Source organism: Amycolatopsis sp. CB00013 (assembly GCF_001905755.1).
Lineage (GTDB): Bacteria > Actinomycetota > Actinomycetes > Mycobacteriales > Pseudonocardiaceae > Amycolatopsis > Amycolatopsis japonica.
The window spans coordinates 109,828-121,277 of sequence record NZ_LIWC01000009.1; the positions used below are offsets into that span (position 1 = coordinate 109,828).

Here is an 11,450-nt window from a genome sequence, read left to right on the forward strand (position 1 = left end):
CGGTTCTGATCTTTCACGGTCAGGAGGAGTTTCTTGTCGTCGAAGGTGAGGGCGCAGCCAGTGTTCCTGGAACGCCTGCTGGTGGACGTGGAAATGCGGCGCGGAAGGGCCTATCGGCGTCTGGCGGTGCGAACCGTTGTCGCCTGCGAGAACGGTGTCGACGGTTACGTGGCGCGCGCTCCGGTCGAGTGGACCGGCGATCCGGGGTCGATTCCCATCAAGGCGATCTTCGGTTGCCGCGTTGAGGCTTCGCCTGACGCGGTGGACCTGCGTTTCCCGAGACCGTTGCGCAAAGGAGAACGGCACGAGTTCGTTTCCCTCGTGTGCCACGACGATCGCGACGAGGAGACACGGTGGATCAACGTCGACGTCGATCATCAAGGGATCGCGCCGGGTGTCGTCGACGATGAGGGCAAGGTGACCGGAGGGCTGAACGTCAGCATCACGTTCGACGACCGCGTCCCCGAGGCCTGCTGGTGGTACGCCGAACAGACCGAGCGTGAGCGCATGGTCCGGCCGCCCGCCGGTGACCGGCGTCTGCTCGAGATCCGGCGAGGTGTCGTCGAGCACACGTTTCGGGGGCCCTGCCGTCCGCGCGAGCAGTACGGCATCGCTTTCCGCTGATGGTCAGGGGAGTGGACATGGCCGATGAAGAGGGCTTGGAGTCCCTGCTCGGCTACGCGCGAGAAGACCGGGTCGGACTCTCGGTCGTACTCGCCGTGGCAGGGGCGAAGGTGGGCGAAGACGCGGCCTTCACGGAGAAGATCACTTCGCTGCTCTCGGTGGTCAGCGCTCTGATGGATCGCGGTGCGGTCCCCGGCGATGTGGTGGGCAAGGAACGCGAGTTCGTGGCGTGGCCGGGGTCGAAGGACGAGGTTCTCTCGCGCTTGGCCTGTGAGGTCAAGGCGCTGGGGGATATTCCGGCGCCGGGGGAGCTTTGCTGGATTCACGCTCCGGCCGTCGTTGGGTGATGTTGCCCAGGGTGACTCAGAGATCGGCGGCAGATCTCCGTGTCACATGTTCGATGTGGTGGGACGTGGCCATGGCGACCCAGCGAGAGACTGAGCCGGCGGTTCTTCCGCCGGTGCGTCGGCATCGCGTCAGCTCATCGTCCCCCCATGAGTAGCCCGGACCGGCGAAGTCGCTTCTTTCGACCAGCTCCTCGACGAGATCTGTGAACCGCTCGGTGGGATCTTCGCCCTCTTCGACTTTGCGACGCAGCAGTACGGTTTTTCCCGGCACGGTGTAGCAGAGGTACGGATTAGGTGTTCGCGGGTTGCCGTCGGACCTCGGCGGCCTTGGATGCGTCACGCCATAGTCGCCGTAATTGACCTCGTTCGCGCGATTGTGGCGTACTTCGTTCCAGAGGGTGACTTCTGGGCGATCGCGTTCGGTTGTCACGTAGGTGGTTCGCTTGGCTGGGATGGATCCGGCCAGAAGTGTGGTCGACGCAGGGCCGAGCAGGTCTGACAACGCAGAGGCGGTTTCGGCTGCCGCGGTGGTTTGTTCTGGGCGGACGGCTTCGACGAAGCCGACGTCGAGGATCGTGTGGACACGTCCTTGCCTCGTGCCCGTGGACCTCATGATCGAGTCGATCCGCCCCAGGAGTTCGTGTAGCGATCCATCCGGCTGAGGGAGCCGGATGACAATGTCGCGATCTTGATGCTCGATCAGAAGACGCACTCGGCGTAAGTCGTCCTCCGTGGCGTCGAGCCTGACGACGGGAATCAGATAGGGACAGTCAGGAGCGAAGAGCCCATATTCAGCCTGTGCGGCCACCTCAATGGCATGGTCGAGGAACTCGAACACCCCTCCCGGCTGCTCTTCGAGTGGACTATCGGCTGTTAGCCAAGTGGTGTCGAGCCACAAGGTGCGGCCTTGATACGCGGCCTGAGCGGCGGCTCGGACGAGAGAGGGGAGGATCCTGCCAGCCGGTGTCACGGAATCGAGTAACTCGACCAGCACACGTGCCGGTGCGCCGTGAGATCGCAGACTGGCCAGGGCGGTCATCTCTCCGAGCTTGGCCTTGACCGCGACCAATGGACGAACGGAGTTCATCCGCCTTCCTCCCCGTGGACGGCGACGTTGTCGAACTTTTCCAGTATCAAGCAACGGTGTGTTCGGAGCCGTCCTCCGAGCAGGTGGCGCGGAATCGCCTCTGTGAGTGATCGCGTTCGTAACGTGAAGTAGTCCAGATGTAGCTTGGTGCGCTACATCTGGCTCGACCTCGGCTTGCTCGATCCCGCGGTGGTTCCCAAGTTCCCGGAGCTCACCGCTGTCACCATCGTCGATTTCATCCCATTGCCGTTCGACGGCGACGCGGCTGCCCGCTACGGAACGCTGGTCGCGCTGGTTCTCGTGGCGAATCGGGATCCGAAGCCACGGCGGATGGACCTGATGATCGCCGCCATCGCGTCTTCGCGTGGACTGCCGCTGTACACCCGCAACGCGGACGACTTCAGAGGTTTGGGCTGCATGGTCGAGGTCGTCGCGGTCTGAAGGGTTTCGAGCCCGACTCGCCGACCTATCGGAGACTCAGCGAGAAGATGGATCCGTCGGTCGTGGCCGAGAACAACTCGTTGTCGTGAGCCAGGCTGGTTGCCTCGTCATCCCGTGACAGTCGGTTGGCGAACGCCGCCTGGGCTTCGATGATGCGGTCAGTTGAGCCCTGACCGAGTTCCTGGTCGACGGCTTCGCTGATCGCATACCTGGCGGTGATTTGTCCCTCTGCGAAATCGAACGTGACACTGGTACCGCGTGCACCACCGAACGGCGTCTCGAAGCGCACGCGATCTCGCGGGCGACGCCTGAGCCGGGTGCGCATGACCTCGGGTGTCCAGCGTTCGCGTGCGACGAAGTTGCCGCCGAAGTCGGCGAGCATCGCCCACGATGCGCTCACCGCCGCGTTTGTGAGCGCGAGTGACGGCTGGTCCCTGATGTCGTCCCGCAAGCGAAAGCGGCGAGTCTCGTTGATCATGCGCGAACTGAATTCGTACGCCGGCTCTTCCTCGTCACCGGGATCGATCGCGAGATAGGAAAGCGCATCGTCGGAGGCGACTATGGAAGTGGCAAGGCCGGCGGGGATTCTTCCGTCGACGGTGATGCCGTCGAGTTGCCGGACCGCTTTTCCGAGCTGCTGTATCGCGGTACGGCGGTTCTTGGTTCCCTTGCATTCGAGCGTGCGAATCCGGTAACGGCGGCCGGCTTGAGGGTCAGCGGCGACCAGGAGATAGTCGGGGCGATGTTTCCCGATTTTTCGCACCGCTTGCCGCGCTCCGCCGGCGAAGACGTAGCGATCGTCCAATGCCGCATCCACGTCGATGATGCTGACGGGGGCAATTCCTGCTCCGGTCCGAGCGAACCATTGGCGAGCGAGGAGGACGCCGAACCCGATCCCTATCTCCTCGGAGGTCACGCGCCGCTGGTTGCCTACGATGCGGCGGCCCGCCTCGCTCACCTTGAGCCGTGGTGGTTCAGTTCTGGTGAGGTCTTTGATGTCGACAAGATCGAAGAACCCCAAATAACGCAAAAGCCCCCATTGTGCGTAGATGTCGAGCAGATCGTCTTTGTAGCGGGACGCTGTCGCGTAGGCGAGCTGGTGTAGTGCTTCGACCGGTCGAAGCACTACACCATTTTCCAGACCGCTGGCCGGTGACAGAGTCTTGCCGGAGTTGACGAAACCCGGTGCGTTCATGACACGGTGGATGAGTCCGTTACTGCTTTCTCCGTGCAGGTAGGCGTGCGAGCCGACGACCTTCCGTGCCTGATCAAGATCCACACCGCAGTGTCTCAGGTGGTGGCGACCCGAGCCAGTTCACCAGCCACGTTCGCGCCACTCCGCCAGCTGACCCCGCTGCTCACCCAGCGTCGAGTCGTCCCCATGCCCCGGGTAGAACCAAGTCTCGTCCGGCAGTTCGCCGAAGATCCGCGTCTCGACATCGTCCAGAAGCGACGTGAAATCCGAAGGCGAACCCGTCTTCCCGACACCGCCGGGGAACAGCGAGTCGCCGGTGAACAGGTGCGGGTGTCCGTTCGGGTCGCGGTACAGCAGCGCGATGGAGCCGGGGGTGTGGCCGCGCAGGTGGATCACCTCGAGGGTGATCTGCCCGACCTTGATCGTGTCGCCGTGTTCGACGAGGAAGTCCGGCGGGATCGGCAGCGGTCCGGCGTCCAGCGGGTGGGCGGCGGTGTTCGAGCCGTTCGCGCCGGCGACGGCGCCGAGGGCCTGCCAGTGGTCCTGGTGCTGGTGGGTGGTCACGACGGTCCTCAGCGCGGGCCGGTCGGGGCCGTGGCCGATGAGGTCGGAGATCCGTTCCGGGTCGTTCGCGGCGTCGATCAGCAGCGCCTCGTTCTCGGTGCGGCAGACCAGCAGGTACGCGTTGTTGTCCATCGGGCCGACCGACAGCTTCGTGATGGTGAGCGCGTCCAGGGTGCGACGGGCGGCGTCGCCGCCGGGGTCGACGTGCCCGGTGTAGGTCTCGACGATGTTCACACCGCACACGGTAGTCGTTCGCCTGCAATCGGTTCCACCCGCACAGGCGGCGCACAGGTGCACGACGTAGGCTCGCGTCGCCCCGCCATCCGAACCACAGGACGCTCGTGCCCGACGCCTCGCCGCGCGCCCCGCGCAAGATCAGCTGGGACGTCCTTCGCGTTGTCGCCGTCTTCGCGGTCATGCTCGGACACGTCACCCATCAGGGGGCGCTTCTGCATCCGGAACTGGTGGGGTACCCCTTTCGGGTAACGGCACAGTTCGGTGCGGCCATCCTTCTGGTGATCTCCGCCTTCTTCGTGTGCGCGAGCCTGCGCAAGGGACGCCCGGGGCGGTGGCTGTGGAGCCGGGTCGCGCGGCTGGTGCCCGCGTACCTGGTGGCGGTCACCGTCACCTACGTCGTCGCCCGGTACGCGACGATCCGGTTCAGCGGCCTGCCGTTCCCGCCGGGCCTGTCCGGGTTCCTGTTCGGTGTCCCGCAGGGCCCGCCGACCGACCCGTCGCCCTGGTACATCCCCACCGGCGCCGACCTGCTCGGCAACCTGGGCATGGTCCAGGAATGGGGCTGGCGTTACGAGCTCTTCTACTACCTCGACGGTGCCTACTGGACGCTGCCGGTGCAGCTCATCGCGTTCACCGCCGCGGCCCTGCTGTGGCCACGCCGGTGGCGTACGCACCGGCTCACGGTCGCGCTGCTCTGGGCGCTGATCCTGGTGCCGCTCTTCCTCCGGTTCGTCGTGTTCGACCCGGTTTCCACTCCGAAGCTCGTCGAGACCTCCTACTACGGCCTCGGCCTGCACCGCGTGCACGTCTTCGCCATCGGCATCGCGATCTGGCTCTGGGCGAAACGACGGCTGGCGCACTGGCATCTCGCGCTGTTCGTGCTCGCCGCCTGCGCCGCCCAGGACCTGCAGGTCTTCCCGTTCCACCAGGCCCTGCCGAACGATCCGGAGCGCTGGCCCTCGGCCATCGGGTTCGCGATCATGCTGCTGCTGGTGTGCCTGGCCGCGCGCGGACCGGACTGGCGGTTCCCCGGTCTCGCCAGGATCGCCCCGGCTGTCACCTGGCTCGCGGGCATCTCGTATGGTCTTTATCTGGTGCACCAGGAACTCGGTTACATCCTGGCCCGTGCCCTGCTGAACGTCGGCGTCCCCGGCTGGCTGCGGCTCCCCATCGTGCTGGCCGCCGCCGTCCTCGGGGGCTGGGCGATCACCGCTGGCGTGGAACGGCCGGTCCACCGGTGGCTCACCGCTCGCCGGGATCGACGCGATAAGCCTGGAAAACCGCAGGTCAAGGACTCGGAACCAGTTTCTGTCGGTGGTGCCTCGTAGCATGGAAGCGGCCGCCCGTGCAGCTATCGACCGGGCCGGCGACCGCAGCTGAGAATGAAACCTGAAGGGACCCTGGCGTGGCTGATCGCCTCGTTGTTCGCGGCGCCCGCGAGCACAACCTCCGCGGTGTGGATCTCGACCTGCCCCGCGACAGCCTGATCGTGTTCACCGGTCTGTCCGGGTCCGGGAAGTCGAGCCTCGCCTTCGACACCATCTTCGCCGAAGGCCAGCGCCGCTACGTCGAGTCGCTGTCGGCGTACGCGCGCCAGTTCCTCGGCCAGATGGACAAGCCGGACGTCGACTTCATCGAGGGCCTTTCGCCCGCGGTGTCGATCGACCAGAAGTCCACCTCGCGCAACCCGCGTTCGACCGTCGGCACCATCACCGAGGTCTACGACTACCTGCGCCTGCTCTACGCCCGCGCCGGCAAGGCGCACTGCCCGCAGTGCGGCGAGGCGATCAGCAAGCAGACCCCGCAGCAGATCGTCGACCAGGTGCTCGCGATGGAGGAGGGCACCCGCTTCCAGGTGCTCGCGCCGGTCGTGCGCGGGCGCAAGGGGGAGTACCTCGACCTCTTCGAGAACCTGCAGCAGCAGGGCTACGCGCGGGTCGTGGTGGACGGGACGATCCACCCGCTCACCGACCCGCCGAAGCTGAAGAAGCAGGAAAAGCACCAGATCGCCGTCATCATCGACAGGCTTTCGGTGAAGACGAGCTCGCGGCAGCGCCTCACCGACTCGGTCGAGACGGCGCTCCGGCTGGCCGACGGCCTGATCGAGCTGGAGTTCGTCGACCTGCCGGAGAACGATCCGCATCGCGTGCGCGGTTTCTCCGAGAACCTGGCCTGCCCCAACGGCCACCCGCTGGCGATCGAAGACCTCGAGCCGCGGTCGTTCTCGTTCAACGCCCCGTACGGCGCCTGCCCCGACTGCACCGGTATCGGCGTCCGCAAGGAGGTCGACCCGGAGCTCGTGGTCCCGGACGACGAGATGTCCCTCGGCGAGGGCGCCATCGCGCCGTGGGCGGGCGGCCAGAGCGCGGACTACTTCATCCGCCTGCTCGAATCGCTGTCCGAGACCATCGGCTTCCGGATGGACACGCCGTGGCGCAAGCTGCCGGCGAAGGTGCAGAAGGCCGTCCTGCACGGCGTCGACGAGCAGGTCCACGTTCGCTACAAGAACCGCTACGGCCGTCAGCGTTCGTACTACGCGAGCTTCGAGGGTGTCATCCCGTTCCTCGAGCGGCGCCAGGAGCAGACCGAGTCCGAGTACATGCGCGAGCGGTACGAGGGCTACATGCGCGAGGTGCCGTGCCCGGCCTGCCAGGGCACGCGGCTCAAGCCGGAGATCCTCGCCGTCACCCTGGAGCACAAGACCCAGGGCGACCGGTCGATCGCCGAGGTCTGCGCCCTCTCGATCGCCGAGGCGTCGCAGTTCCTGGACGAGCTGGAGCTCGGCAAGCGCGAGCAGGTCATCGCCGGCGCGGTGCTCAAGGAGATCCAGGCGCGGCTGCGCTTCCTCCTCGACGTCGGCCTCAACTACCTCTCGCTCGACCGCGCCTCCGGGACGCTGTCCGGCGGCGAGGCGCAGCGCATCCGGCTCGCCACGCAGATCGGTTCCGGTCTGGTCGGCGTGCTGTACGTGCTGGACGAGCCGTCGATCGGGCTGCACCAGCGAGACAACCACCGCTTGATCGAGACGCTGGTCCGCCTGCGCGACCTGGGCAACACGCTGATCGTCGTCGAGCACGACGAGGACACCATCCGCTCGAGCGACTGGGTGGTCGACATCGGCCCGGGCGCCGGCGAGCACGGTGGCCACATCGTCCACAGTGGACCGTACAAGAAGATCCTGCGGAACAAGGAATCGATCACCGGCGCGTACCTTTCGGGCCGCACCAAGATCGAGGTCCCGGCCATCCGGCGCCCGATCGACAAGAAGCGTCAGCTGACCGTCGTCGGCGCGCGCGAGCACAACCTGCGCGGGCTCGACGTGTCGTTCCCGCTCGGCTGCCTCGTGTCGGTCACCGGTGTCTCGGGTTCCGGGAAGTCCACGCTGGTCAACGACATCCTCGCGACCGTCCTGGCGAACAAGCTCAACGGCGCGCGTCAGGTCCCCGGCCGGCACACCCGCGTGAACGGGCTGGCCAACGTGGACAAGCTGGTCCGCGTCGACCAGTCGCCGATCGGCCGCACCCCGCGGTCCAACCCGGCGACCTACACCGGCGTCTGGGACCACGTGCGCAAGCTGTTCGCCGCGACCACCGAGGCGAAGGTGCGCGGCTACCAGCAGGGCCGGTTCTCGTTCAACGTCAAGGGCGGCCGGTGCGAGGCCTGCGCCGGTGACGGCACGATCAAGATCGAGATGAACTTCCTGCCGGACGTCTACGTCCCGTGCGAGGTCTGCAAGGGCGACCGGTACAACCGCGAGACCCTCGAGGTGCACTACAAGGGCAAGACCGTCTCCGACGTGCTGAACATGCCGATCGAGGAGGCGGCCGAGTTCTTCGAGCCGATCAAGGCGATCCACCGGCACCTGGCCACCCTCGTCGACGTCGGCCTCGGCTACGTCCGGCTCGGGCAGCCCGCGCCGACCCTGTCCGGCGGTGAGGCGCAGCGCGTCAAGCTCGCCAGCGAGCTGCAGAAGCGGTCCACCGGCAAGACGGTCTACATCCTCGACGAGCCGACGACCGGTCTGCACTTCGAGGACATCAGCAAGCTGATCGGCGTGATCAACGGGCTGGTGGACAAGGGCAACACGGTGATCGTCATCGAGCACAACCTCGACGTCATCAAGACCTCGGACTGGATCATCGACATGGGTCCGGAGGGTGGTTCCGGCGGTGGCACCGTGATCGCGGAGGGCACTCCGGAGCACGTCGCCTCGGTTGAGGAGAGCTACACCGGTCAGTTCCTGAAGACCGTTCTCGCTTGAGTCACCCCGTGCTATGAAAGGTCCTTTCCTTGCAAATTTTGCAAGGAAAGGACCTTTCATAGCATCCGGAGGGGGAACTACCCCTTACCGCTCACGAGGTCCAGCACGGGAGAGGCGGGCCCGTAGTAGAAGGCGCGCAGCCGGTACGAGGCGCCTTCCTCGCCCGGCATGGTGGCGAGCCCGGCCGACGTCGTCCCTGGATCGGACACCTCGATCGGCACGAACCCGTCCGCGCCGGGCTTCTTGATCTCCACCAGGAAACCGTCCTCGTCGCTGGAGCGATCGGCCCAGCTGAACCGCACCATCTCCTCCGGCGCTGGCTCGGCCTTGAACGACGCCGGGGCGGCCGATCGATCGCCCGCCCGCAGCGGCACGGCGGGTCCGGAAACGGCGGGGGTCGCGGGTCCGGAAACCGTCACGGCGTCCGAAACGGCACCGTAGAACGGCCGGATCCGGTAGTAGAACCGCGTTTCCGGCATCAGGTCCGGATGCCGGAAGGTCGTCTGCCGCGGCGGCACGAACTGCAGGATCGTGTACTCGCCGTGCGGATCGGTCGTGTATTCGACGATCCTGCCCGCGGCGCCCGGATCGTCGTCGGGCCAGCTCAGGTCGACGTTCACCGGATCCGTCAGCGTCGCGGTGAAACCGGGTTCCTCGCCACATCCGGACACGAAAGCGACCGTCAGCAGAACGGCCGCGAGTTTCCTTGGCACGCCGAGACCCTCCCGGGAATCAGGCGGCGGCGGAATCCGGAGGCGTCAGCATACGAGCGCGTCCGGTGATCGACAAGAGCCCGGTTGAACCGCATCCCCCGGTCATCCGTGTGGGAGGCAAGAGGAGGCGGCCATGGAGAACCGAGGAGAGGCCGGTGCCGATGCACAGTTCGATCGCGGCGGGCGCCGAACGATCCACTCTGCCCCTGCGGGTTGCAGTACTGTCCTCGCCGACCCAGAAGACCGTCGGGAGGACGCGAGTGGCGATCGGAGGCTGGCGGCCCAAAAAGGCCAAAGGCGAGGACTTGGTCAGGCACTTGTACGCCGAACACGGGCGAAGCCTGCTGGCGTACGCGACAAGGCTGACCGGGGACCGCGCGGCCGCGGAGGACGTCGTGCAGGAGACCTTGGTCCGGGCTTGGAAACATGCCGAAGACCTGGAGAACGACGCGAAGGGATCGGTGCGGGGCTGGCTGCTCACGGTCGCCCGGAACATCATCACCGACCGCGCGCGGGCCAGGGCGGCCCGGCCACCGGAAGTGGCGGAGCCGGCGGAAGGCGTGCCCACCCCGGCGGTGGAGCGGGACCACGCGCAAGGCGTCGTGGACTCCATGGCCGTGCTCGGGGCCATGGACGGCCTGTCCACGGAACATCGTGAGGTACTGGTGGAGATCTATTACCGGGGCCGGACGGTGGCCGAAGCGGCGAAATCCCTGGGCGTCGCCCCGGGTACCGTTAAGTCGAGATCTTATTACGCGTTACGGGCGCTCAGAGCCGTGATGTCCGGACCCGGGAAGGAGGTAGCGCGATGAGTGCGGTGGGACACGACCAGGGCCAGCTCGCCGCCTACGTCCTCGGCGGTCTGACTCAGGCGGAAGCGGCCACGTTCGAGACGCATCTGGCGAGCTGCCCGACGTGCCGTCGTGAGGTGCGCGAGCTGTCGGAGCTGCGCCACCACCTCGACGAGGTACCCCCGGAGGCGTTCCTCGAAGGACCGCCCGACGGCGGAGATCTGCTCCTGCAGCGCACGCTGCGTCAGGTGCGCGAAGAAGAGGGCACCCAGGAGCGCAAACCGCGGCGGCTCCTCGCCGTGGCCGGTGCGGCCGTGCTGGTCGTGGTGGCGCTCGGCGCGGGTGTGCTCGTCGGACGGCAGACGTCGCCCGAACCGTCGACGGTGGCTTTGCCGGTGCCGACGGCGACCGCGCCGGTGCCCGGCACTCGTGACCTCGCGGCGACCAACCGGGACACGGGTGTGCAGTTGGCGGTCCGGGTGGTCCCGGCCGCGGGCTGGGTGCGGCTGCACGCCAAGGCGACAGGTGTCCGCGAAGGCGAGAAGTGCGCGCTCATCGTCGTGACGAAGAGCGGAGAGCGGGTCAACGCCGGCAGCTGGCTCGTTTCGGAGAAGGGACAGCGTGAGGGCACCGGTGTCGACGGTTCCGCGCTGGTCGCCCCCGGCGACGTGGCCTCGGTCGACGTCGTGACGATGGACGGCCGGAACCTGGTGTCGGCGCAGGTATGACGGGTTCGCTCACGGGTCGCGGAGGCGGTTGGTACCGCTTCCGCGACACGTGGGTGCTGCCCGCCTCGCCCAAGGCGGTCTTCGACGCGGTCGTCGACTTGGCCGCGTACCCGCTGTGGTGGCGCGACGTGCGTTCGGTCAGCCGGGTCGACGAGGACACCGCCGAACTCGTCTGCCGCTCCAGGCTGCCGTACGCGCTGACCGTGCGGATGCACCGAGACCGCCAGGACGAGCGCGAGGGGCGGCTGCGAGTGCTGCTCAGCGGTGACCTCGAAGGGACGCTGGCCGGTGCGCTGGTCGCGGTGGGAAGCGGCACGAGACTGGAGATCACGCAGGAGGTCGAGGCGCGGAAACCGTTGCTGCGCAAGCTCGATCGTGTCGCCAGGCCGGTCTTCCGGATCAACCACGCCCTCATGATGCGACGGGGGCAACTGGGATTGCAGGGATATCTGGGGCGCTAAG

At 66.8% G+C, this 11,450-nt stretch carries 12 protein-coding genes; 8 read left to right on the forward strand and 4 right to left on the reverse strand.

Annotated features, from left to right (window positions below; all coding sequences use genetic code 11):
• Positions 1 to 60 precede the first annotated feature (60 nt).
• Positions 61 to 624, forward strand: coding sequence for a hypothetical protein (locus AMK34_RS41835; protein WP_241832977.1), 564 nt, complete (start codon positions 61 to 63; stop codon positions 622 to 624).
• Positions 625 to 641: 17 nt separating this feature from the next.
• Positions 642 to 971, forward strand: coding sequence for a hypothetical protein (locus AMK34_RS41840; protein ID WP_073849283.1), 330 nt, complete (start codon positions 642 to 644; stop codon positions 969 to 971).
• Between the two features lie 16 nt (positions 972 to 987).
• Here the strand turns inward: AMK34_RS41840 and AMK34_RS41845 are convergent, their stop codons facing one another.
• The gene (locus AMK34_RS41845) at positions 988 to 2,058 is read right to left on the reverse strand and encodes a beta family protein (protein ID WP_073849252.1); all 1,071 of its coding nucleotides are present in this window, start codon (positions 2,056 to 2,058) and stop codon (positions 988 to 990) included.
• A gap of 147 nt (positions 2,059 to 2,205) precedes the next feature.
• Here AMK34_RS41845 and AMK34_RS41850 point away from each other — a divergent pair, with 147 nt between their 5' ends.
• A complete protein-coding gene (locus tag AMK34_RS41850; protein WP_241832978.1) occupies positions 2,206 to 2,499 on the forward strand; it encodes a type II toxin-antitoxin system VapC family toxin in 294 nt (97 codons plus the stop codon).
• Between the two features lie 25 nt (positions 2,500 to 2,524).
• Here the strand turns inward: AMK34_RS41850 and AMK34_RS41855 are convergent, their stop codons facing one another.
• Both AMK34_RS41855 and AMK34_RS41860 read right to left on the reverse strand, forming a co-directional pair.
• Entirely contained in the window at positions 2,525 to 3,778 is a 1,254-nt protein-coding gene (locus AMK34_RS41855) for a hypothetical protein (RefSeq protein WP_073849254.1), read from the reverse strand.
• A 36-nt stretch (positions 3,779 to 3,814) separates the two neighbouring features.
• Positions 3,815 to 4,492 carry an MBL fold metallo-hydrolase gene (locus tag AMK34_RS41860; RefSeq protein WP_038511414.1) on the reverse strand — a complete coding sequence of 226 codons (678 nt, stop codon included), beginning with the start codon at positions 4,490 to 4,492 and terminating at the stop codon, positions 3,815 to 3,817.
• Positions 4,493 to 4,599: 107 nt separating this feature from the next.
• Here AMK34_RS41860 and AMK34_RS41865 point away from each other — a divergent pair, with 107 nt between their 5' ends.
• Positions 4,600 to 5,823 carry an acyltransferase family protein gene (locus AMK34_RS41865; RefSeq protein WP_073849255.1) on the forward strand — a complete coding sequence of 408 codons (1,224 nt, stop codon included), beginning with the start codon at positions 4,600 to 4,602 and terminating at the stop codon, positions 5,821 to 5,823.
• 77 nt (positions 5,824 to 5,900) lie between these two features.
• On the forward strand, positions 5,901 to 8,756 hold the full coding sequence (gene uvrA / locus AMK34_RS41870; protein WP_063273341.1) for an excinuclease ABC subunit UvrA: 2,856 nt from the start codon (positions 5,901 to 5,903) through the stop codon (positions 8,754 to 8,756).
• A gap of 77 nt (positions 8,757 to 8,833) precedes the next feature.
• On the opposite strand, the gene AMK34_RS41875 is transcribed toward uvrA, so the two are convergent.
• Complete coding sequence (locus AMK34_RS41875) at positions 8,834 to 9,469, reverse strand: fibronectin type III domain-containing protein (RefSeq protein WP_073849256.1); 636 nt, start codon at positions 9,467 to 9,469, stop codon at positions 8,834 to 8,836.
• 260 nt (positions 9,470 to 9,729) lie between these two features.
• On the opposite strand from AMK34_RS41875, the gene AMK34_RS41880 reads away from it, so the two are divergent.
• The 3 genes from AMK34_RS41880 to AMK34_RS41890 are packed head-to-tail and all read left to right on the forward strand — an operon-like array spanning position 9,730 to position 11,449.
• On the forward strand, positions 9,730 to 10,281 hold the full coding sequence (locus AMK34_RS41880) for a sigma-70 family RNA polymerase sigma factor (RefSeq protein ID WP_161791131.1): 552 nt from the start codon (positions 9,730 to 9,732) through the stop codon (positions 10,279 to 10,281).
• Entirely contained in the window at positions 10,278 to 10,988 is a 711-nt protein-coding gene (locus AMK34_RS41885) for an anti-sigma factor family protein (RefSeq protein ID WP_073849257.1), read from the forward strand. The genes AMK34_RS41880 and AMK34_RS41885 overlap by 4 nt, the downstream gene beginning before the upstream one ends.
• Positions 10,985 to 11,449, forward strand: coding sequence for an SRPBCC family protein (locus AMK34_RS41890; protein WP_073849258.1), 465 nt, complete (start codon positions 10,985 to 10,987; stop codon positions 11,447 to 11,449). The genes AMK34_RS41885 and AMK34_RS41890 overlap by 4 nt, the downstream gene beginning before the upstream one ends.
• Position 11,450: the final 1 nt, after the last annotated feature.